The sequence below is a fragment of the Mycobacterium sp. 94-17 genome (genome assembly GCF_035617725.1).
In the GTDB taxonomy this organism is placed as follows: domain Bacteria; phylum Actinomycetota; class Actinomycetes; order Mycobacteriales; family Mycobacteriaceae; genus Mycobacterium.
The window spans coordinates 147,390-169,030 of record NZ_JAPIYN010000010.1 but is presented as its reverse complement, the minus strand read 5'-3'; the positions used below and the strand labels follow the sequence as shown (position 1 = coordinate 169,030).

Sequence of the window (21,641 nt, the reverse complement as noted above, 5' to 3'; positions counted from 1 at the left end):
CGTGGTCGTTACAGGAGAGGGCAAATATGTCAAGGACAGTGGTGGTCGGCGCCTCGAGTGGGCTGGGGCGTTGCATAGGCGTCGGTCTGGCGCAGCGCGGCGATCAGGTCGCGCTGCTGGCCCGGCGCCGCGAGCGCATCGAGGCCGCGGCCAGAGATGCCGGCCCGACCGCGATCGCCGTCGAGTGCGATGTCACCGACCAGGCATCCTGCCGCGCGGCCATCGACCGTGCCGCCGACGCCCTCGGCGGCATCGACAACCTGGTTTACACGCCGGCCATCGGCCCGCTGGTCCGCATGGTCGACACCGATGCCGACACATGGCGGCGCGTCTTCGACACCAACGTGATTGGAGCCGCGCTGGTCACGGCCGCAGCGGTGCCGCACCTGACCGCGTCGGCCGGCAAGGCGGTCTACCTCGCCTCCGATGCCGGCACCTACGGGCCGCCCTGGCCGGGTCTGGGCGCGTACGGCGTCAGCAAGGCCGCCCTGGAACGGCTCGTGGAGGCGTGGCGGGCCGAACACTCCGACATCGGCTTCACCAACCTGATCGTCGGGGAGTGCGCGGGCGGCGAGGGCGACGGCCAAACCGGCATGAACGAGGGCTGGGACATGGACCTCGCGATGAAGGCGGTCCCGCTGTGGTCGTCGCGCGGGTGCATGCCCGGCAAGCTGATGCCCGTCGAGGACCTCGTCGACGTCGTCCACACCATCCTGCGGACCAACTCCTCGACGTCGATGCCGCTGGTGGTGGCTCGCGGCGCGCCGGCCAGTCCCGCCGCGTTCGCCGAGGCCAACCAGTCCTAGACAACCAGTCGGCTCAGCGGCGGCCGAGCCTCTCCTTGGCCAGGTCGGTGAGGAAGCGCGCCCCCGAGGTGGGCCGGAAGGCCAGGGCCGCCTCGGTCAGCGCGTCACGGGACGCGGTGGGCAGTTCGATATCGGCGGCGGCGACGTTGAATTCCAGCTGCTCGACGCTGGAAGCGCCCGGAATGGCCACCACGCCCGGATAGCTGATCAACCATGCCAGCGCCACCTGCGCCGGCTTCGCGTCGACGTCCTTGGCGATGTCGCGCAACAGCTGCAGCAGCGGTTCGACGCGGCGCAGGTTTTCGGTGCCGAACAGCGGATTCACCGCGCGGACGCCCCCCGGGCGGTTGTCGACGCCGTATTTGCCGCCCAGCAGTCCCTGTTCCAGCGGGCTGTAGGCGATCACGATGCGGTCTTCCCGCTCGGCGAACGGCACCAGGTGCTTCAGCGCCTTCGGGAAGGCGAGCGAGAAATGCACCTGGTTGCTGATCACCGGCCGGCCGAGCGCGGCGTCGGCCTTCTGCCACCGCCGCAGCGAGTAGTTCGAGACGCCGGCCGCGCCGATCTCGCCGCTGTCGAGCAGGTCGCGAATGCCCGGCATGATCACCGAATCCGGCACCACCGGGTTGGGCTGGTGAACCTGGTAGAGCGGGATGCGGTCCAGCCCCAGCCGTCGCGCGCTGGCGCGGGCGCGCTGCCTGACGATGGCGGGGAGGGGCGCGACCGGCATGATTTTGCTGGCCACGACGACGTCGGCGCGCTCGTCGCCGAGGGCTTCGCCCAGGATCCGCTCGCTTTTGCCCAGGCCATACACCTCGGCGGTGTCGAACAGCGTCACCCCCAGGGCACGGGCGCGGCGCACGATGTCACCCGCGGCGCCCGCGGCGTAACTGTCCCCGTAACCCCATTCGCGTGAACCGAATTGCCAGGTGCCCAGGCCGATCCGGCTGACCCGGCCAACCCCGTCGACGTCGACGAATTTCATTGGCCCAGCCTAGTGGGGATCGCAAGCGCGGCGGAGCCGGGCGCGGCGGGTCGCCACGCATCGGCCACTGAGTCGGCAGTTGATCCGCGTGGGCGCTCAGCCGGGGATCTTGTCGAGGATGTAGTTGGCGATGCTGACCGCGGCCGCGCGGGGCGGCGCACTGTCCGTGGTGCCGCTGGCGGACACGTTCAGGTCGATGACGACGTTCGCTTTGGCCGCGACCGCCCGCGCCGAGCGCACCTGGATGCCCTTGGGCGTCAGGTCCAGGGTGGTGATTCCGTTGCCGGCGTCGGCGGGGGCGCTCATCGACATCGGGATCGGCTGCCCCCCGGGCGCGGTCACGGTGACGGTCGAGCCGCCGCACTGGTGCCATCCCGACAGCAGGGCCGCCAGCTGCGCCTGGGCCCCGGCCGGATCGCGGAACGCCGCGACGCCCTGGATCACCTGCATCGACTTCATCATGCTGCGGGAGTCGATGAATTCGCCGGCGTGATATCCGGCCAGCGCCCCGGGCGGGTAGGCGTCTGGGCTGCCGGCGGCGATGCTCGCCCAGCATGCCGGGCGGTCGATGCTCCCGTAGTCCGCCGGGCGCCCCGGGCTGTTCCAGGTCGGCCCGGTGTCGAGGTTCGCATCGGCGGTGATGTTGCGCAGGGCGTCGAGTCCGGGCAGCAGGGTGGCGATGGTCTCCGGCGGGACGGTGGGCGGTGGGGGCCCCGCGGCCGTGCCGGAGCTGGGTGACGTCCCGTGCGGGGAGGTCGAACCGCCCAGCGTGGCCCACCCGGCCAGGGCGACGACCGCTAACAGGATGAAGATGTACGACAGCGTCACACCCACCAGTGCCCGGTCGCGGCCGAGTTCGCCGCTGCGGCGGATCTGGGCCAGCCCGAGGTGTCCCAGTATCGCGCCTGCGGGTGCGCACAGGAACGCGAACACCAGCGACAGCGTCGCCATGGTGTTGACCGGCGGGCGGTAGGGCGTGGGAGCGGGCGGCGATTGCGGCGGGGCGGGCGGTGGCAGCGGGAGCGGCTCCAGGTCGGGTGGCGGGAGGCGGCCAAGCGGGTCGTAGCTCAGCGGGTTTTGCCAATACGGGTCCTGCGGGTTGGTCACCCCAGCGCCTCCTTAGCGGCGAACCTGCTCGCAATGTAGCCGAAGAAAGCGCTCGGCTGAACCGTGAGCGTCACAGGCGCGGCTTGGCGATGCCGACCACGTACGGCGACTGGCCGAAGGTTGGATAGACCCGGGTTGCGGGTTCGCCCATCGATCACGACCTCAATTCGCCGTGTCCGGGACATACCCCGCGCGCCGACGGCCACACCCTGTTTGCCGCCCGGATTCGTCGGGTAGCCGTTTCCCCGGGGCGCGCACAGCCCGCGCGCGTCGCACCGATGTCGGGGAGTTCATGGCCGCAACAACGAACGCGCCAGGAGCCGTCCGCTACCTGCCGACGGAGCGTGATGTCGGTGCGCTGCGCGATGCGGCCGAAACCTGCCATGGCTGTTGGCTGTTCGCCGACGCCACCCAAACGGTCTTTGGCAGCGGACGTCCCGGTGCGCCGATCATGCTGGTGGGCGAGCAACCGGGCGACCAGGAGGACCGCGTGGGCGAGCCGTTCGTCGGTCCGGCCGGACGGTTGCTCGCCCGCGCCCTCGAGGACGCCGGCATCGACCCTGCGCTGGTCTATGAGACCAACGCGGTCAAGCACTTCAAGTTCACCCGCAAGGGCGGCAAGCGCCGCATTCACCAAAAGCCCGGCCGTACCGAAGTCGTCGCGTGCCGTCCCTGGCCGGTCGCCGAGATCGAGGCGGTGGGCCCGCGGGTCATCGTGTGCCTGGGTGCTACGGCCGCACAGTCGTTGCTGGGAACCACTTTTCGGGTGTCGGACCGACGCGGTGAAAAGCTGCGGCTGCCCGCGTCCGTCGACGTGCACGTGACACCCGAGCCGACCGTGGTGGCCACGGTCCACCCGTCGTCGGTGCTGCGCGACCGCAGCGACCGGCACGACGAGACGTACCGGTCGTTCGTCGCCGACCTGCGCGGCGCGGGCGCACACCTCGCCGGGCGCGCCACGAGCTGACCGCCGCGAGTCAATTCTTCTTGTGCGGCAAGAACTCCTGCGCCTTGGTCTTCAGGCCGACCTTGACGAAGCCGACGCGATCCTCGTCGCCGGAGAGCACAGCCGCGGTCGCCGACTTGAACTGATCCCACGTCGCGTGCGGCGGGATGGGCGGCATGTCCGGGTCCGTGTAGACGTCCAGCACGGTGGGACGGTCCGCGGACAGCGCCTGGCGCCATGCGTCCGACAATTCGTCGGGATCCTTGATGACCATCGCGTTCAGGCCGAGGCCGGCCGCGAACGCGGCGAAGTCGATGTCCGGAAGGGTTTGGGAATCAGCGAATTTCGGCGCGCCGGCCATGGCACGCATTTCCCAGGTGACCTGGTTGAGGTCGTTGTTGTGCAGGATCGCCACGATCAGCCGCGGATCCTCCCATTCCCGCCAGTACCGCTTGACGGTGATGAGCTCGGCCATGCCGTTCATCTGCATGGCGCCGTCACCGCTGAACGCGATGACGGGCCGGTCCGGCCGGCCGAACTTGGCGCCGATGCCGTAGGGAACGGCGGGCCCCATGGTGGCCAGCGTGCCCGACAGCGAGCCGCGCATGTTTCCGCGGAATTTCAGTTGTCGCGCATACCAATTGGCCGACGATCCGGAGTCGGCGGTGACGATGGCGTTGTCGGGCAGCTGGGGGGATAGCTCGGAGAACAACCGCAGCGGGTTGATCGGGTCGGCGCTGACCATCGCTTCCCTCTCCATGGTTTCCCACCACCGGGCCACCGTCTTCTCGATGCGATCGCGCCACGAGCGGTCCGCCTTGCGGCGCAGGCGCGGGATCAGGGCGCGCAGCGCGGTCTTCGCGTCGGCGACCACATTGACCTCGTACGGGTAGCGCATGCCGATCATCCGGCCGTCGACGTCGATCTGCACCGCCCGGGCCTGATCGAACTCCGGCAGGAACTGCGAGTAGGGAAAGCTGGATCCGACCGTCAGCAGCGTGTCGCAGTCGCGCATCATCTCGTAGCTCGGCCGGGTTCCCAGCAGTCCAATCGAGCCTGTGACCCAAGGCAATTCGTCCGACAACACGTCCTTGCCCAGCAGCGCCTTGGCCGCGCCCGCGTTGAGCAGGTCGGCGACCTCGGCCAGCTCCTGGTGGGCGCCGCGCGCGCCGGTGCCCACCAGGATGGCGACCTTGTTGCCGGCGTTGAGCACGTCGGCGGCCCTGGCGATGGCGGTGTCGTCGGGGGCGATGGCCGGGTATTCGATGCCCAGGCTCGAGGGCACCATCTTGAACGCGTGCTCGGGTGGGGAGTAGGTCAGTTCCTGGACGTCGGCGGGAATGATCAGCGCGGTCGGGGCCCGCTGCGTCATCGCGATCCGGATCGCGCGGTCCAGCACATTCGGCAATTGCTCTGGGACGGTGACCATGTGGACGTAGTCGCTGGCGACGTCTTTGAACAGGGTCAGCAGGTCGACCTCCTGCTGGTAGTTCCCGCCCATCGCGCTGCGGTTGGTCTGGCCGACGATGGCCACCACCGGGACGTGGTCGAGTTTGGCGTCGTAGAGGCCGTTGAGGAGGTGGATCGCGCCGGGGCCGGACGTTGCGGCGCAGACACCCACCCGGCCGGTGAACTTCGCGTAGCCGACCGCTTCGAAGGCGCTCATCTCCTCATGGCGTGACTGGATGAATTTGGGTTTGTTGTCCGCGCGGCCCCACGCCGCGAGCAGCCCGTTGATGCCGTCGCCGGGATAGCCGAATACGTGTTCAACGCCCCACGCCCGGAGGCGCTCCAGCAGGTAATCGGAAACCTCGGTCTTGGACATGCTTCCCTCCTCGGCGGACGGTCCTCAGTGCTGGCGGGTGGGCGCGCGGCTTTCGGATGGACCACTCGCGCGTGACAGCGCCCCCGCCTCGCGGGCCGTGGCCCTTCCCACAGGCGCCCGGTTACCCGCAATCGCCGGTGTTATGCGCTCGGACCTGACGTGGCCGTTGGCTCTTCGCCGGCGGTCACGCAGCGCTTCACGCCGTCTTGGGTAGGTCGGGTGGCGCTGAAGCGCTGTGGCCCTTGGCCACTCGGCGGATCAGCGCGCGGGTGGCCTTGTCCAGGATCTCTTGGGCCACATCGGGTTTGCGGGCGCGTTCGGCGCGGCGGGCCGCCGTCGCGATCGTCATGGCCTGCTTGTAGCCGGCGACGACGCGGGGGTCGACGTAGGAACTGCGCGCCACCGCCGGGGTGTTGCCCAGCTCCTCGGCCACCTCTTTCATCACAGCGGATTCGACGCGCTTGGCCACCCGGCGCGAGACCGCCGGGTCGGCATCGGCGAAGGCCACGGCCGCGAGCACCGTCCCATGCCACGTCCGCAGGTCCTTAACGGTGTATTCATCGCCGACCAGCTCTTTGAATCGGTCGTTGAGATCGGCGGCACGAATGTCGAGCCAGCCGGATGAGGTGCGGCACACCAGCAATCGGTCCGTCCGATTGGGCCGGCGCATCAGCGCACGCACCGCCCGGACCACCTCGGGATCCTCGATTTCCACGGTGCGCCGGACCCCGCTTTTGGCCGGAAAGTCGAACGCGACCGCGTCACGCCGAACCACGACATGGTCACACCGCAGGGTGGCCAGGCCGTAGGACTCGTGTTCGTCGGCGTACTGCTCGCCGCCGGCGCGAAAGTAGCCTCGATCGAGCAGCCGCAGCGCGAGCGCCAGCACCCGCTTGCGGGTCAGGCCCCTGCGCGTCAGATCGTGGGCGATCGCTGCGCGCCACTGCGGCAGCCGAGTGGACAATTCGGCCACGCGGTCGAACTTCTCCTCGGCGCGCTCCTGCTGCCAGGCGCAGTGATACAGGTACTGCCGCCGACCGGCGGCGTCGACGCCGACGGCCTGAATGTGGCCGTTGCCATGCGGCGAAATCCATACGTTTTTCCATGCGGGTGGAATGACCAGATCCTTGATGCGCTGCAAGGTTTCGGGGTTGGACACCGCTTTGCCATCCGGGCGGTGATAGGCGAAGCCTTTCCCGTGACGCTTGCGCGTGATGCCCGGCCCGTTCAGCACGCTGCGACGCAGTCGCATTGTTCGGCCTCCAGTTCTGCTCGCTGACTGGACAATTACCCGCCGGAGAAGTTGTTCACACCGCGCAGGAACGCGCCGGAGCGGAAACGACCCGCCACGGCGTTGCGGCGGGTCGCTTCCGGACCGGATCAGCCGGCCATGAACTCCTGGTAGGCCGACTCCAGGGACGGCGGCAGGGCGGAAACATTGCACTGCCGCTCGGTGTCGCCGATCGGTGCCAGGATGCCGCGCAGGTCGTTGTACTCCTGAGGGTGACCGGTGAAGTAACCCCGCAGGCTGGATTCCGCCTGCGGACGCGGCTGCCCGTAGGCGGCCGTCACCACCTGGTTGGCTTCCGGGTGCGCCGCCAGATACTCCTGCGCTGAGCCTTGCACCGCGGAGACGGTGTTGTGCACACCGGCGGGACTGCAATCGGGCGCTGCAGCCGCCGATGGCGCACCGACGACGCCCAGGGTCATCCCCCCGAGCACGAAGCCGGCACTGATCCCGGCGACTTTCCGGCGCGCGACAATACTGCGGATTTTCATGATGTTTGGTGTCCTTCGAAATGAAACGAATTCTTGACGAGGTTCCCGAACCCCGAAATCCAAAGTAGCGGAAGCCAACAGCCGCGCTGTTCGCTGACGACGAACGCCGGCCGCCATTACCGGTAGCCGCCCGCTGTTTATTAAGCGAATGATCATACGAAAGCCCGGTTTCTAAGAGAACGGGCCGATTCTTAGGGAGCCGTCAGCGTGATCGTGACGAAACTGTTACCGGGAGCCGGGCTTTGCGCCGCCGTCCACGCCGCGATGCCCGTCGGTGCTGGGCGGGGCCAGCGTCTGCAGCCAAGCGTTGATGCCAGGGCCGACGACCACCGCGTGATCGCATGCCAACAACGCCCCGGCGCCAAGTGCGGCGACTGCCGGCTGCACGGATCGCACCGGTCGGCTATCACCTTGCCGGGCAAGCAGTTTGGCCGTCAGCTCGGGCAATCGGATGGTGTCTGGGCCGGTGATGGTGCGCGGCGTGTGCGTCTGACCCAGCGCCGCCTCGACCAATACGTCGGCGACGGTATCGGCGGCGATGGGCTGAATCAGCCAGTCCTCGACGAGCACGTCGTCGGCGTTACAGGTCACCGCGTCGTGGTTGGTGGCGAATTCGTAGAACTGTGTCGACTTGACGATCGTCGTCGGCACCGGACCGTCGAGCAGGATGTCCTTGGCCGCGCGCTTGGCTTCGAAGTAGGCGAAGCCGTCGAACACGGGATCCTCGATGCCCGCGATCGTCGACACCACCAGCCGCTGCACCTCTTGGGCGGCGGACGCGCCCAAGACGTTGCGTGAAGCCGTGACCAGGGTCTGGCCGATGTCGGACCGGCCGTCCGGCGGGACGGGATTGGACAGGTCGATGACGACGTCGACTCCGCGGAGCGCCCGCGAAAGTTCCGGACCGTCGAACAGATCGACGCCGTGCTCACGCGAAATCTCTACTACCGTGACGTCGCGCGATTTCAATCGGGCGACCACGCGGGATCCGGCTGTCCCGGTCGCTCCGATGACCGCGATGGTGGTCACTGCCCAACCCCCTTCCAGAGAGCCCCTTCCACAGTCGCGGGCTAGTGCTACCCGGGAGATCTGCGTTCAAACGTTGTGATCGGCCGTCTGACAGGTGACTTCGGCCGCACGTCGGCAACCGAGATGATGGTGCCCACATCGCCTGCGCTGTCCGGACCCGCGGGCGTTTGATGCGTCGCGCGGTGGGCGCGGTGGGAACGCCCCAGATGCCATCGAGCGCAAGCTCGTTAACCACCGAGAGGGAGGTCGAACCCAATGGGGGATGACAAGAGCGGACCGGAAGAAGCGGTCAAGGGCGCCGTCGAGGGCGTGAAGGGGAAGGCCAAAGAGGTCGGCGGGGCCGTGCTCGGCCGCGACGACCTGACCAGAGAGGGCCAGGCCCAGCAAGACAAGGCCGACGCCCAACGCGATGCGGGCAAGAAGGAAGCCGAAGCGGAGTCGGCGCGCGCCGGCGCGGAGGCCGCCGAAGAGCGCCAGAAGAAGAACCAGTAGGCCATCTGCGAAGGGCACGGAGGGGCCCGGTCCGGTTGACCGGCCGGGCCCCTTTCGCGCGCGGAGCACGTGCGAACCTTGATTTGAACCCGCCACAGCGGGTAATCCCCGGAAGCCGTCCAGGTTTTGGCGTGCGGCTGATAGCGAGGGTGAAAGATGGGCCTGCGAGATCGGGTGTCCAGCGCGATTGCCTTCCTGCGCGCGTGCTACCCGGAACGGGCGCCTGCGGTGGGATACGCGCCGCTGCTTGCGCTGTTGCCGCGGCGGGTGTCCGACGACGACGTCCTCGCCATCGCCCGACGTCTCCGCCCGCCCGGACGCCGCGCCGTCGACCGCGTCGACGTGGGCGTGGAAATCATCGGGGTCACCGACCGGACACCCACCGCCGACGACATCGAGCGTGTGCTGGTCGCGGTGCGGTCACATCGCCGCGACTAACCCTCAACGACTGTTAACTCTCAAACCCGTCGCAGGTCCACCACCAGCGGACGGTGGTCGGAGATGGTCATGAGATCGGACTCCACGGGACCGCCGCACAGCCCGTGATCGTCGGTCAGGATGTGATCGAGCTGGCGGTTGGGCGCATCCGCGGGGAACGTCGGGGCGGCCGCCAGCGCGCGCATGCCCGACCAGCGGCGCACCGCCGTCGGGGTCATGTTCAGGTCCCCGGTCAGCAGCCGCGGGCCCGGCAAGCCGCGCAGGTCGTGAATCAGCCGGCGCAGCTGGCGACGATTCCAGGCCGGAACGAAGGACAGATGGGTGTTGGCCACGGTGATCGCGCCCAGCGGCGTCTGCAGTTGGGCGATCACCGCCGCGCGCGGCTCCTCGTCGACGACCATGACACGGTTGGGCCCCGGCAGGTACATCGGAAACCGCATCGGTATCCGCGGTAGCCGCACCACCTGCCAGCCGGCCACCGGGTAGCGCGAAAGTAGCGCGATGCCGTACGCGGCGGTGCCCGGTTGCTCGCGGCCGGTGGCGGCCATCCAGGTTGCGCCCGGCGTGCCCGAAATCGCCGCCACGAAGCGGTGTTCCAGCGCGCCCATGGCTTCGGCCGCCGCGGCGGTCAGGTCGGCGCGCTCGGAGCGGGGCTGATCGCAGTCGACTTCCTGCAGACTGAGCACGTCCGGATCGAGGCGTCGCACGCAATCACGCAGCCGCTGCACGACGACGCCGTCACCGACGGTGCGTCCATGCAAGATGTTGAAAGTCGCGACACGCACAGGTTTTCGCCTACCCACTTTCCCTCACCCGCAGTCGCCACGCGGATCAGCGCGCGCCGGGCACTCCTTCGCGAGCGGCCACGGACCTGCCGTCGCCGGTGTCGAACACGTCGATGACGACATCGCTGTCGCGGTAGCGGCCCATCGGGCTCAGTCCCGGAGTGTCCGCGATGACGTCGTGGGCCGCGTCGCCGGTGAGCGGGTAATCGGCCACGGGGTGGCGCCAGTGTGCGGCAACGACATTGGCGCCGGGTGCCAGTCGTGGGCACTCCCGGAGCAATACCTCGGCCAGGGTCTCGGCCTGCAGGTAGTAGGCGACCTCGCTCAGCACCAGCAGGTCGAAGGGCCCGGACGGCCACGCCGCGTCCAGCGACGAGCGGATCAGCGTGACCCGCTCGCGGCAGCCGGCCTCGCGCAGCTGGGTATCCGCGCCGCGCAACGCCGCCTCGGCGACATCCACCGCCGTGAGGTGATCACAGCGCTGTGCCAGTTGCGTGGTGAGTGTACCGATCGAGCAACCCGGCTCGAATCCGTGCCGGTAACGGCGTTGGGGCAGCAGCCCCAGCGTGATCGCGTACTTGCGGTGTTCGTACCACCGCGTCGAGAGCTGCCAGGGATCTCGCGAGCCGACATACATGTCGTCGAAGTAGCCGTCCGGCAGCCGAGCGGTCACCGAAAGACGACCTCGCCCACCGCGAGGAGCCGCCGAAGCACGTAGCCCGGCACCACGGGCGCCGATTGGGTTCCGTTGGGCGAGAACTGACTTCGATAGACGTCGGCGGCGCGGCGCTTGCGCTCCGACGACCAGCCGGGCGCGGGCACGGAATACGCCTGCTCCCACGGGACCGCCGTATCGGCCGGAACCGCCCAGTGCCACATCCAGACCGGATACTCCAGCAGCGCGGCGCCGGTGCGCGCAGACGCGGCCGCGGCCGCCCGCCCGACGGTTTCGTGGTCGGGGTGGCCGTCGCCCCGCCACGTCGCCGCGCACCAGGTCGCGGGGCCCGCCCCCGCGAGGACCTCGGTGAGCATGTCGGTGAGCCTGTCTTCGTGCTGCGCCAGCTCGCCGTCCGGCAGGCCCAGGGATATCGGGGAATGTGCGCCCAAAGCGTTTGTGGCCCTGCGCAATTCGTATCTTCTGATGGTTCCCAGACGAAGCCGGTCCGACGTCGACGCGCCGGGATGTGCGGCGTCGCCGTCGCTGACCGAGACGACCTGAACGGCAATGCCCCTCGCGGTCAGTTGCGCGATCGTCGCCCCCAGGCCCAGGGTTTCGTCATCGGGGTGAGGCGCCACCACGACCAGCCGCGGGCACCGCGCCAGATCCAGGGCCGGCAGCGGCTTCTCCGCAAAAGTGGCCAGCCACAACGGAGCTGGCGTGCCGCCATGGGTCAGCGGCTTGGCCGCGAACCGGGCGCAGTTGCCTGCCGGCAGAGTGTCCATCAGGTCTGCGCACCGCCTGACAACGCCTGCCGGCCCGCCAGGCGCCCGAGTGCGGCCAGATCCCGCTCGGCGTGGCTTTGCCGGATGTAGATGCTCAGATCGGCGACCCGCTGGGCGTGCCGGCCGTCCTGGCACAGCGGGCCGGGGCCCAGCGCGCGCCCGGTGCGGGTGATGGCCTCGTCGACGGCGTGTTCCACCACGGTTCGGACGCGCCGGGCCAGCAGTTGCGCCTTGCCGGACTTGTCGAATGGGTCGCTGTCGACCCGGCTGGCGGCCGCGTGCAGGATCGCGTCGCCGGCGGCCAGCGCGGCATCCACCGCGCCCAGATGTGCCAGCGAATAGGCATCGGCTGATTCGCTTGCGGCACAACGATATAGCGGATCGGCGACCCTGCGGGCACCGCCGAGCCAGCAGGCGGCCACACCGATGGCGCCGTGCCAGAACCCCGGCCTGGTCAGATAGTCTCCGGGGTCGCCCACGGCGACGGCCTGGGCGTTGGTGAACTGGACGGGCCTCGTGTCACTGCCGGCCATCCCGGCGTTCCACCAGGTGCTGGGCAGCGCCTTGACGGTCGGGTCGGTGGCGGCGATCGCGAACAGGCCGCGCGTCTGATCGTCGAGCCGCGCGGTCACCAGCGCGTGCGTGCAGAACCCCGCGCCCGAGCACCACACCTTGGTGCCGCTCAGAGCGTAGGCGCCGTGCGTCGCGGTGGCGGTGAGCACCGCGTTCGGGGCTTCGGCTGCCCACACCCCCCACAGCTGGCCGGGTTCGGGTGGCTTGCCGCCCAATTCGTGCAGTATCGCGACGGCATCGACATGCGCCTCGGCGATCCTGGCGGCCACGATGTTGTCTTCGGCCAGCTGTGCCAGCCCGTGCCAGCGCTCAGCCGTGCGCCCGGAGGCGGGCAGCGGTAGCTCGAGTCGCCCCGACTCCTGCCAATGTTTGACCAGGCCCGCCGTCACGCGTAATCACCCGCCGCCGATCTCCCCAATTGCCTGAGGTGATGGGCGAATCCGTTGGGGGCCCGGCCCTTGGTTCGCGCCGATGTGATCACCGACAGTTCGGTGTCTCGATGTATGCGGTAGCCGGCGGATTCGAACCGCTCGACCAAGTCGACATCCTCGCCCGTGGGCAGTGCGCGGAAGCCGCCGGCACGCCAATACGCCCGGGCGCTGAAGCCCATGTTGGCGCCGTGGATGTGTTCGTGCTCGTCGCCCCCGGCCGCGGTATCCGCTTGGTAGCAACGCAGATAGCGGTCGACGACATCGGCGTTGTGCTGGCGCCAGTCGGTGACGTGCACGACGCCCAGCACCATATCCGCACCGACGCTGAGCTGGCGCACCAGCCAGCCGGGGTCCACCCGGCTGTCGGCGTCGGTGGTGGCGTACCAGCTTCTGGCGCCCTCGTCCCACAGCGATCGCGCGTAACCGAAGCCGACGGCGCGGGCGGTGCCGACGTTGTGCGCGTCCACGCTGACGAAGTGCACATCGGGACCGTATGCGCCGGCCAGCTCATCGCTGCCGTCGTCGCAGCCGTCGAGCACCACCACGATCGCGACCGGGATCGGTGCGCACAGCGCTGCGGTCAGCACCGCGCGCAGGCAGGTCGGCAGCTTCGCCCGTTCGTTGTGTGCGGGGATCACGACGGCGGCAGTGTCGTATGCGCGTGGCACAGCGGCTGACATAACCCCACGATTTCCCAATTAGCCACAAGTTAAACGGTCGTGGCGCCGTGCCAGGTTGTCCCCGCGGGCACCCGGGTATGCCCTATGCACATGACACTCCCCGACGCAATCCCCGACGCAATCCCCGACGCAATCCCCGACGCGATCCCCGACGGTATCCCCGACGCAATCCACGAGGCGCTCGCCGACGCGGACGTAGACGCAGCCGTGGGCTCCCCGCGGCTACGGGAGGCGCTGCGCGCCGCGGTGTCCGCGCTCAAGGAGCGCGGGCCACGTTTCGCATTGGCCGGCAGCTACGCGCTATGGGTTTACGGCGCACCGGAACCCAGCCACGACGTGGACCTGGTGGTCGCGGAGGCGGACGTGGAAACCGCCGCGGCCACGCTGGCCCATGCCGGGTTCAGCATCGAGCGCCCCCGGAGGATTGGCTGTTCAAGGCCCGCACCGCCGACACGCTCGTCGACGTCCTGCACCGGCTGAACGGCGCGCCCGTCGACGTCGACACGCTGGACCGCGCGGAGTCGTGCGACGTGCTGGCCATCAGGATGCCGGTGTTGCCGCCCACCATGGTGCTGGTCCAGCAGCTACGTGCGCTGCACGAGCACCACTGCGACTTCGCGAGACTGTTGCCGGCCGTGCGGGCGGTGCGCGAACGCCTGGATTGGGAGGGTATCGCAAAATCGACCGCCGACAACGACTTCGCGGTCGCGTTTCTGGTGCTGGCCGATCGACTCGGCCTCACCCGTCAGTGATTTCGCAGTTTGGCGACGAGCTTGTCTTTCGTCAGGCCCGAATACCCGGACATCCCAAGCTCTTTGGCGCGCTTCTTGAGCTCCGCGACCGTCCAGTCCTGGTACGACCCGGATTTGCCGCCCCGCCGGGCGACCTTGGACTTACCCTCGCCGGCAGCCGCATTCGAGATGCGCGCCGCCTTCTCCTTGGAGTCGCCCTTCTTGCGCAGATCTTGGTAGAGCTTTTCGTTCTTGATCGACGAACGCGGCATGCTGACTCCTCCTGTTTCCCACGTCCTGTTTGCCACGGGACGGCTGATCTTCCGGATGCCCGCCCGGGCCGTACCAAAATCCACGTGCTGGGCGGGAAGCCGGGCGGACCCTTCCCTACCGAGTAGAAACGGATACCACCGGCCGGCCGCCGCAAACACCAGGAATGCGCGGCTATCCAGGGGCCGCCCGATTGCCTACCATCAATAGGGGTAGTCGGAAGTGGTGGTGCAGACGACCGGAGTCGGCGGCGTTCAAGGCCCCCAAGCCCCTCAGAACTCTCAGAGCTCTGAGGGCTCTCAGGACCTTCAGGACCTTCAGGGTGTGGTGGCGATCGGCGCGTCCGCCGGAGGCGTCGAAGCGCTGTCGAATCTCGCCGGTGGACTGTCGTCCGACGTGCCGTTCGCCTATTTGATGGTGCTGCACATGCCGGCAGGCGCGCCCAGCATCCTGGCCCGCATCGTCGATCGCAGCGGCCCGCTGCCGGCGGTGGCCGCCCGAAGCGGCCTGCCACTCGAGCCGGGACACATCTACGTCGGCGTCCCCGACCGCCATCTGCTGGTCGCGGACCATCGCGTGATGCTGTCGCAGGGGCCCACCGAGAACGGGCACCGGCCCGCGATCAACGCGTTGTTCCGGTCAGTGGCTCTGACGTTCGGGTGCCGTGCCATCGGCGTGCTGCTCTCGGGCGTGCTCGACGATGGCGTGCTGGGCATGGCCGCCATCCGCTCGCGGGGCGGTGTCACCATCGCCCAGTCACCCGAGGACGCGCTGTTTCCCGCGATGCCGACCAATGCCCTGGAAGCGGGGGTGGTGGATCGACAAACGCCGGCGCCCGGCATCGGCGCGGTCCTCAAAGAGCTGTCGCAGCGAGAGATAGAGGATCCGAACATGGAACGCGACCCCGCGATGGAGCTGGAGAATCGCATCGCGATGATGTCGCGGTTCTCGACCAATTTCAACACTCAAGACCTGGGCGCGCCGTCGGCTTATACCTGCCCAGACTGCAACGGCTCGCTGGTTTCCATCAGCGAGGGCAATTTTCGTTGTCAGGTGGGCCACGCGTGGACAGCCGACGCCCTGCTCGCGGCCCACGACGACGAGGTCGAGGGCGCGCTGTGGGTCGCGGTGCGCAGCCTTCAGGAGAAAGCCCGGCTCGCCCGCGCGTCGGCCGACAGATTCGGACCGGGCATGGTCGCCCGGCGCTATGCGGCGCTGGCCGAAGAAGCCGAGCGGGCGCTGGCGGTGCTCAGCGACCGGTTGGCCGCGGCCGCCCCTGATCGGATCGACGCCGGTGACTGAGCAGTCCGCGGCGATCCGGATCGACGGAGAGCCCGACCAGGATGTGACGATCCTCTACATCGAGGGTGAGCTCGACAGCTCCACCTATCGAACCGTCCGCGATGCGGTGATCAAGGCCGCGATCGACGAGCCGCGCGCCGTCGTCGTCGACGTCGGCCGTTTGCGCGCGTCGGCCTCGGCGTGGACGGTGTTCACCAGTGCCCGCTGGCACGTCAGCGTCTGGCCCGACGTGCCGGTCCTGTTGGTGTGTGCCGACTCGAGAAAGCGCCGGGAAATCACCAAGGGCGGCGTCACCCGTTATGTCCCAGTGCATTCCACCCGGGAGCGTGCGCTGGACGCCGCGCGGGACGGGTCGTTGCAGGTGCGGCGGCGGGCACGCACCGACCTGGCGCGCAACATCAGCAGCCTCGACACCGTGCGGTCTCTGATCGCCGACTGGCTCACCCGGTGGGACGTTCCCGAGGTGATCGCGGTCGCGGCGACGGTGGCGACCGTCTTCGTCGAGAACGTCCTCGACCACACCGAAAGCGCGCCGTTGCTGATCGTGGAGAGCTACCGAGACCGCGTCACGGTCGCGGTGGAGGACCGGAGTTTCCATCTGCCCGGCCGGCTCGAGGATGCCGACCGAGGCGCCGACATCGTCTCGGGGCTGGCCATCGTGTCGGCGCTCTGCCAGACATGGGGCGCCCTGCCGACGCCGACGGGCAAAACCGTCTGGGCGTTGGTCGGGCGAGACAACAGGCTCTGACGCCGCGAGTAGTGTTCATGTCCTTCGGTGAACTCTGTTCGGACGGGACTTGCATGGAATCCACGACTGACGAGGCTTTCGAGGCCCTGTTGCGTTACATGCGCGACTCCCGCGGCTTCGATTTCACCGGTTACAAACGCACCTCGCTGATGCGCCGCGTCCGGCACCGGATGGATCAGGCCGGCTACACGGCGTACGACGAATACACCGATTTCCTGCAGGCCAGCTCCGACGAGTTCACCGCGCTCTTCAACACCATCCTGATCAATGTCACCTCGTTCTTCCGCGATCCGGACGCCTGGCAATTCGTCAGCACCGAGGTGATTCCGCGGCTGCTGGCCGAGCGCGGTCCCAACGATCCGATTCGGGTGTGGAGCGCCGGCTGCGCCTCCGGGCAGGAGGCCTACACCCTGGCGATGCTGCTGGCCGAGGCGCTGGGGCCGGAGGGGTTCCGGCAGCGGGTCAAGATCTATGCCACCGACGTCGACGAGGATGCGCTCACCGAGGCGCGCAGCGCCTCCTACGATGCCAAGGCGGTCGAGTCCGTGCCCCCGGATCTGCTGACTCGCTATTTCGAACAGGTCAACGGCCGCTACGTTTTTCACAAGGACCTGCGCCGCGCGGTCATCTTCGGCCGCAACGACCTGGTCAAGGACGCGCCGATATCGCGCGTCGACCTGCTGGTGTGTCGCAACACCCTGATGTATCTCAACGCCGAGACCCAGCGGAACGTGTTGGGCCGCTTGCATTTTGCACTCGCCCCACAGGGCACGCTGTTCCTCGGGCACGCTGAGATGCTGCTCAGTCACGGCGATCGGTTCGCCCCGCTGAACCTCAAACATCGCATCTTCCGCAAGGCGGTCGGAACCCTCGGCGGAGTTGATCGCTATGACCCGAATGCCGCGTTCTACGAACGCAACGTCGACCTCACGGGGCTGACGACGGTGCGCGACTTGGCCTTCCGGGCCAGCCCGGTGGCCCAGATCGTGGTCACCGGCGAGGACACCGTCGCGATGATCAACCAGCAGGCGGAGACCATCTTCGGGCTCTCGGCCCGTGACATCGGCCGGCTGCTGCGTGACCTTGAGGTGTCCTACCGCCCGGTGGAGCTGCGTGCGTACCTGGAGCAGGCCAAGGTGGAGCGGCGTTCGGCGCGGATCCAGGACGTCAAGTGGCAGCGGCAGGGCTCCGAGACGGTGTGGTTCGAGATCCACGTGAATCCTCTGGTCGATGCGGAGAACGGCTTGCTCGGTGTGTCGATCGTGTTCTTCGACGTCACCGCGACGCGCGCGCTCCTGGACAAGGTCGTCCAAACCAATCGTCAGCTTGAGGCGGCTTACGAAGAGCTGCAGTCGACCAACGAAGAACTCGAAACCACCAACGAGGAACTGCAATCCACCGTTGAGGAGCTCGAGACCACGAACGAGGAGCTGCAGTCCACCAACGAAGAACTCGAAACCATGAACGAGGAGCTGCAGTCCACCAACGACGAACTGCACACCATCAATGACATGCTGCGTGAACGCAGCCTGGAGCTGGATGAGGCGAAGCTCTTCCAGGATTCGCTGATCGACTCGGTTCGGATGGGCATGGTGGTGGTCGACCGCGAGATGAAGGTCATTCTGTGGAACCGTGGCTGCGAAGAGCTCTGGGGGCTGCGTGCCGACGAAGCGACGGGTGCCGCGCTGACCAACCTGGACATCGGCCTGTCGCTCGACGCGGTGCGGCCGTTGATCGGCAACGCTTTCGTCGACCCGGAGAGCTCCGGTCAGGTCACGGTGGAGGCGGTCAACCGGCGTGGCCGCCCGGCCACCGTGCGCATCACCTGCACCTCGTTCCGTTCCGGCGAGGGCACGGTCGGCGGGGCGCTGCTGCTGATGGAGGTCGTAGGTTAGTCATCCGCGTTGTCGCGGTGTGACATTGCGGGTGGACGCTTCCTCGGCGGCCTGATGCGCCAGTTGTGCGCGGCAACGCGATTCCTCGGCCCTGCGCCGCGCGACGGCCACCGTCTCATGGGTGGCACCTAATCCGAGCGTCAGCTCCTTGCGGCGGCGTTCGAGCTCGGCCGCGCGCAGCCGCGCGAGCTCGCCCCGCGCCGCCGCGCTGTTGGCGCTGAACTTCGCGGGCAGCCGATCGAGAATGTCGTACGAGGCGAGGGCGGCGTCGGGTTGGTCCACCGCCGTTGGTGGTTCGCGCCGCGGGGGAAGCGCCGTCCCCATGACGATGCCGGCCAGGACGCCCGCGATGTCGCCGACGTCCACCACCAGGTCGGCGCCGGCCCGGGCGGCCGCGATGGGCATCGATGGATATTGGGCGGTCTTTGGGCTCTGGGCGATGACGGTGGCGCCCGCCCGCTTCATCGCGACCGTGCCCGCCGCGCCGTCGTGCCCAGAACCCGACAGCACCACGGCAACGCAGCGCGGCCCGTACGAGCCGGCAATCGACGCCAACACCGCGTCGGCGCCCTGCGACCCGTGATTTCGCGCGTTATGCAACCGGCAGCGTCCGTTCGGGGTGAGTTCCAGCAACATCCCGGGGGGACACACCGCCACGTCTCCCGCCCTGAGGGTGCGTCCCTCGGTGGCCCACCCGATCGAACGGCCCGTGAGCCGGCTCAGGATGGTGGGCAGCACACTGGTGTGCCCGCCAAGGTGTTGTTGCACGATGACGGCAGCGGGTAGGTCCGGGGGCAGGTCCCCCAGCACTGTCGAGAGAGCTTCCAGGCCTCCCGCCGATGCGAGCAGGGCCACCAGCGTAACGCCGGGGCCGTGCGTGTCAATGGCCATATCTTAAAGTTTGCACCTTGAAGGACCTGGCGCCATAGTCCTACGGTAAGGCATGCAAACGGGAGCGTTTTGCCTGTTCGTCGAGTGTGCGTCGGCCGCGCAACGAAGCGATCCCGCCTGTTTCGGCCCCGGCGGTGGGGGTATTTCACCGCGTATCGGCGGATTATGTGGAGGCGCGAAGGACAGTGCGCTTGAAGATCGCGATCGTCAGCGGCGATGACGTCGCGGGCGAGGACCCCGAGCAGTTGGGTGTCGCTCTGGCTGATCTGGGGCACGACGTGACCGTGTACTTGCGGCGAGCCGCTCGCCGGTCGGTGCAGGTGGGCGCCGACGGTCACTACCGCTGTCGGTCCCTGGGCGTCGGCCCGCGTCGGCCGGCATCGCCCCTCGACGTGCTGCCTTATGTGGGGGACTGGGCCGCCAGACTCGAGCGGAGCTGGACGACGCAGCCGCCGGACGCCGTCCACGCCTACGGTTGGCTGGGTGGCCTGGCCGCGCAGCTGGCCGCCCGGCGCAGGCATATCCCGACCGTGCAGACGTTTCTGGGACTGGTGCTGACGTCGCGTGCGCAGCCGGGCCCGGAACAACACGGTGAACGCGAGCGCATCGAGCCGCTGTTGGCGCGCAGCGCGAACTGGGTGACGGGGGAGAGCAACGCCGACGTCGACATGTTGGCCCGACTACGCCGCAGCCGGGCGCAGGTGTCCGCCCTGACAGGCGGCGTAGACGCCGAGCGGTTGGTACCCGCCACCCGGCCCGCCGCGCCGGACCGCCCGCGCCGCATCGTATGTGTTGCGCCAAACCCCTTGTGGCACAACGGCATCGATATTGCGATTCGCGCCTTGCCCAAGGTCCATGGGGCCGGGCTGGTGATCGCGGAAACCGAGGTCGCAAACAGCGTGTTCGACGAAGCGCGGTCGAGGCTGCAACACATCGCATCGGAGCTCGGTGTGGCCGACCGTGTCCGGTTTGCCGGCACCGTCGCCGAAGGCGAACTGCCCGAGTTGATCCGGTCGGCCGACGCGCTGGTGTGCACTCCTCGCCAGCCCCCACGCCCCGGCACCGTGCTGCAGGCGATGGCCAGCGGCGTGGCGGTGGTTGCGGCTGCGGTGGGTGTCCTGCCCGACGTCGTGCTCGACGACGTCACCGGTGTCGTCGTGCCGCCGGAAAGCCCCGCCGGGTTGGCGTCGGCCTTGCGGAACCTTCTGGCGCAGGATTTTCAATGCGAAAGCCTGGGAGCCTGCGGCCGCAGTCGTGCACAATCGCGCTTTGCATGGCAGCGCATCGCCCTCGACGCGCTCAACATCTACCAGAGCGTCGTGGCGCACGCGCGGGAGCCCGAGAAACCGGCAGTGGCACGGTGAGTGCGCCCGGGATGTGTCGGGGTCGCGGATGACTGCGGTAATGCGCGAGACTGACAGTATGTCGGCCAAGCTCGAGTCCGGCGAGCAACCGCCCGTGGTCGCGCGGATCGCGCATCCGGTGCCCGAACGCGAATATGAGCACGGGTGCGAGCCGGTGACCGTGGAATACAAGCAGTTTCGCACCACCGATGTCACCGTGGCGCGGCGGTTCTTCGCCGGCGCCTATCAGCCCGGCTGGCGAATCTGCGGGAGCGGCAACAACATCGCGGTGTCACACCGGCGCAGTGACGCGGGCTCGATGACGGTCGACGAGGTTACGATCCAGGGGCGTGTGACGATGGAGATTCCGGCGGGCGACACCGTCGTGGTGATCCAGCCGCGAGCCGGGTCGTTGGGTGTAGCGGGTGGTCCCGTGCTGACCGCGGACTTCCCGATCCTCGTCGCTCACCGGATGCCGTGTGTATTGCACTGCAATGGCGCGCGTTTCGATGTGATCACCATCGAGGCACACGTGCTCCACAAAGTCGCCGCGGACTGGAAAGCGCCGTTGGCGCAACAGGCCCGGTTCGTGAATTGGCGGCCACGTTCCGGCGCGGCCGTGCGGGCGTGGCGCCGGTCGCTGGATTATGTGGTTGCCACCCTGGCGTCGACCGACACCGCCCGACAGCCGCTGATCACTGTGGGCATGGCCAACCTGCTCGCAGGCGCGCTGCTGGAGTGCTACCCCTCCAACCTCACCGAGCAGGATCCGCAAGGCGATCTCGCACTTCCCGAAACCCTCAGGGAAGCGGTGTCTTTCATCCACCGCAACGCCGCCGAGGACATCGGTGTCAACGAGGTTGCCAACGCTGTGCATCTGACGCCCCGTGCGGTCCAGTACCTGTTCCGCCGACAGCTGGACACGACGCCGACGGAGTACATGCGCCGTGTCCGGCTCAGCCGCGCCCACCAAGACCTGATCGCCGCAACCACCGGCACCTGCACCGTCACCGAAATCGCCCAGCGGTGGCGGTTCGCACACACCGGCCGCTTTGCCGTGCTCTACCGCCAGTCCTATGGCCAGAGCCCGCATACCACGCTGCGCCAACAGCTGTCGTCACCTTGATCGTCGCTCGGAGCGG

At 68.4% G+C, this 21,641-nt stretch carries 22 protein-coding genes and 1 pseudogene; 10 read left to right on the top strand and 13 right to left on the bottom strand.

Features of this window, described 5'->3' with window-relative positions:
* Positions 1 to 38 precede the first annotated feature (38 nt).
* The gene (locus OQ789_RS14130; protein ID WP_324686577.1) at positions 39 to 806 is read left to right on the top strand and encodes an SDR family oxidoreductase; all 768 of its coding nucleotides are present in this window, start codon (positions 39 to 41) and stop codon (positions 804 to 806) included.
* Positions 807 to 819: 13 nt separating this feature from the next.
* On the opposite strand, the gene OQ789_RS14125 is transcribed toward OQ789_RS14130, so the two are convergent.
* Entirely contained in the window at positions 820 to 1,791 is a 972-nt protein-coding gene (locus tag OQ789_RS14125; RefSeq protein ID WP_324686541.1) for an aldo/keto reductase, read from the bottom strand.
* Between the two features lie 96 nt (positions 1,792 to 1,887).
* Positions 1,888 to 2,898 carry a sensor domain-containing protein gene (locus OQ789_RS14120; protein WP_324686540.1) on the bottom strand — a complete coding sequence of 337 codons (1,011 nt, stop codon included), beginning with the start codon at positions 2,896 to 2,898 and terminating at the stop codon, positions 1,888 to 1,890.
* Positions 2,899 to 3,190: 292 nt separating this feature from the next.
* On the opposite strand from OQ789_RS14120, the gene OQ789_RS14115 reads away from it, so the two are divergent.
* Entirely contained in the window at positions 3,191 to 3,865 is a 675-nt protein-coding gene (locus OQ789_RS14115) for a UdgX family uracil-DNA binding protein (RefSeq protein WP_324686539.1), read from the top strand.
* 10 nt (positions 3,866 to 3,875) lie between these two features.
* Here OQ789_RS14115 and OQ789_RS14110 read toward each other — a convergent pair whose 3' ends face one another.
* The 4 genes from OQ789_RS14110 to OQ789_RS14095 all read right to left on the bottom strand — a co-directional run bounded on the left by OQ789_RS14110 (position 3,876) and on the right by OQ789_RS14095 (position 8,477).
* A complete protein-coding gene (locus OQ789_RS14110) occupies positions 3,876 to 5,669 on the bottom strand; it encodes a thiamine pyrophosphate-requiring protein (protein ID WP_324686538.1) in 1,794 nt (597 codons plus the stop codon).
* Between the two features lie 196 nt (positions 5,670 to 5,865).
* Positions 5,866 to 6,921: a DNA topoisomerase IB gene (locus OQ789_RS14105; RefSeq protein ID WP_324686537.1), complete on the bottom strand. Its 1,056-nt coding sequence runs from the start codon at positions 6,919 to 6,921 to the stop codon at positions 5,866 to 5,868.
* Between the two features lie 128 nt (positions 6,922 to 7,049).
* Positions 7,050 to 7,448: a heme-binding protein gene (locus tag OQ789_RS14100; RefSeq protein ID WP_324686536.1), complete on the bottom strand. Its 399-nt coding sequence runs from the start codon at positions 7,446 to 7,448 to the stop codon at positions 7,050 to 7,052.
* 225 nt (positions 7,449 to 7,673) lie between these two features.
* Positions 7,674 to 8,477: an SDR family oxidoreductase gene (locus tag OQ789_RS14095; protein ID WP_324686535.1), complete on the bottom strand. Its 804-nt coding sequence runs from the start codon at positions 8,475 to 8,477 to the stop codon at positions 7,674 to 7,676.
* A gap of 255 nt (positions 8,478 to 8,732) precedes the next feature.
* On the opposite strand from OQ789_RS14095, the gene OQ789_RS14090 reads away from it, so the two are divergent.
* A complete protein-coding gene (locus tag OQ789_RS14090; protein WP_324686534.1) occupies positions 8,733 to 8,969 on the top strand; it encodes a CsbD family protein in 237 nt (78 codons plus the stop codon).
* 156 nt (positions 8,970 to 9,125) lie between these two features.
* A complete protein-coding gene (locus OQ789_RS14085; protein ID WP_324686533.1) occupies positions 9,126 to 9,407 on the top strand; it encodes a DUF3349 domain-containing protein in 282 nt (93 codons plus the stop codon).
* A 20-nt stretch (positions 9,408 to 9,427) separates the two neighbouring features.
* On the opposite strand, the gene OQ789_RS14080 is transcribed toward OQ789_RS14085, so the two are convergent.
* From OQ789_RS14080 to OQ789_RS14060, 5 genes are read right to left on the bottom strand one after another with little or no spacing between them, the layout of a single operon-like run.
* Positions 9,428 to 10,192 (bottom strand): endonuclease/exonuclease/phosphatase family protein, encoded by a 765-nt coding sequence (locus tag OQ789_RS14080; protein ID WP_324686532.1) that lies wholly within the window; start codon positions 10,190 to 10,192, stop codon positions 9,428 to 9,430.
* Positions 10,193 to 10,238: 46 nt separating this feature from the next.
* The gene (locus tag OQ789_RS14075) at positions 10,239 to 10,865 is read right to left on the bottom strand and encodes an SAM-dependent methyltransferase (RefSeq protein WP_324686531.1); all 627 of its coding nucleotides are present in this window, start codon (positions 10,863 to 10,865) and stop codon (positions 10,239 to 10,241) included.
* Positions 10,862 to 11,635 (bottom strand): PIG-L family deacetylase, encoded by a 774-nt coding sequence (locus tag OQ789_RS14070; protein WP_324686530.1) that lies wholly within the window; start codon positions 11,633 to 11,635, stop codon positions 10,862 to 10,864. The genes OQ789_RS14075 and OQ789_RS14070 overlap by 4 nt, the downstream gene beginning before the upstream one ends.
* Positions 11,635 to 12,597: an acyl-CoA dehydrogenase family protein gene (locus OQ789_RS14065; RefSeq protein ID WP_324686529.1), complete on the bottom strand. Its 963-nt coding sequence runs from the start codon at positions 12,595 to 12,597 to the stop codon at positions 11,635 to 11,637. The genes OQ789_RS14070 and OQ789_RS14065 overlap by 1 nt, the downstream gene beginning before the upstream one ends.
* Complete coding sequence (locus OQ789_RS14060; protein WP_324686528.1) at positions 12,594 to 13,319, bottom strand: glycosyltransferase family 2 protein; 726 nt, start codon at positions 13,317 to 13,319, stop codon at positions 12,594 to 12,596. The genes OQ789_RS14065 and OQ789_RS14060 overlap by 4 nt, the downstream gene beginning before the upstream one ends.
* A 168-nt stretch (positions 13,320 to 13,487) precedes the next feature.
* On the opposite strand from OQ789_RS14060, the pseudogene OQ789_RS14055 reads away from it, so the two are divergent.
* Positions 13,488 to 14,071: pseudogene (locus OQ789_RS14055) on the top strand (hypothetical protein).
* On the opposite strand, the gene OQ789_RS14050 reads toward OQ789_RS14055, so the two are convergent.
* Complete coding sequence (locus OQ789_RS14050; protein ID WP_324686527.1) at positions 14,065 to 14,322, bottom strand: DUF7218 family protein; 258 nt, start codon at positions 14,320 to 14,322, stop codon at positions 14,065 to 14,067. The pseudogene OQ789_RS14055 and the gene OQ789_RS14050 overlap by 7 nt on opposite strands.
* 322 nt (positions 14,323 to 14,644) lie before the next feature.
* Between OQ789_RS14050 and OQ789_RS14045 the strand changes: the two genes are divergently transcribed.
* The 3 genes from OQ789_RS14045 to OQ789_RS14035 are packed head-to-tail and all read left to right on the top strand — an operon-like array spanning position 14,645 to position 18,265.
* Positions 14,645 to 15,622 (top strand): chemotaxis protein CheB, encoded by a 978-nt coding sequence (locus tag OQ789_RS14045; protein WP_324686526.1) that lies wholly within the window; start codon positions 14,645 to 14,647, stop codon positions 15,620 to 15,622.
* Positions 15,615 to 16,370, top strand: coding sequence for an STAS domain-containing protein (locus tag OQ789_RS14040; protein ID WP_324686525.1), 756 nt, complete (start codon positions 15,615 to 15,617; stop codon positions 16,368 to 16,370). The genes OQ789_RS14045 and OQ789_RS14040 overlap by 8 nt, the downstream gene beginning before the upstream one ends.
* Before the next feature lie 53 nt (positions 16,371 to 16,423).
* Complete coding sequence (locus OQ789_RS14035; protein ID WP_324686524.1) at positions 16,424 to 18,265, top strand: CheR family methyltransferase; 1,842 nt, start codon at positions 16,424 to 16,426, stop codon at positions 18,263 to 18,265.
* Here the strand turns inward: OQ789_RS14035 and OQ789_RS14030 are convergent, their stop codons facing one another.
* Positions 18,266 to 19,156: a chemotaxis protein CheB gene (locus OQ789_RS14030; RefSeq protein ID WP_324686523.1), complete on the bottom strand. Its 891-nt coding sequence runs from the start codon at positions 19,154 to 19,156 to the stop codon at positions 18,266 to 18,268. It lies immediately after the preceding gene.
* A gap of 191 nt (positions 19,157 to 19,347) precedes the next feature.
* On the opposite strand from OQ789_RS14030, the gene OQ789_RS14025 reads away from it, so the two are divergent.
* Both OQ789_RS14025 and OQ789_RS14020 read left to right on the top strand, forming a co-directional pair.
* A complete protein-coding gene (locus tag OQ789_RS14025; protein WP_324686522.1) occupies positions 19,348 to 20,520 on the top strand; it encodes a glycosyltransferase in 1,173 nt (390 codons plus the stop codon).
* Positions 20,521 to 20,548: 28 nt separating this feature from the next.
* Positions 20,549 to 21,625, top strand: a complete 1,077-nt coding sequence (locus tag OQ789_RS14020; RefSeq protein ID WP_324686521.1) for a helix-turn-helix transcriptional regulator — start codon at positions 20,549 to 20,551, stop codon at positions 21,623 to 21,625.
* Positions 21,626 to 21,641 lie beyond the last annotated feature (16 nt).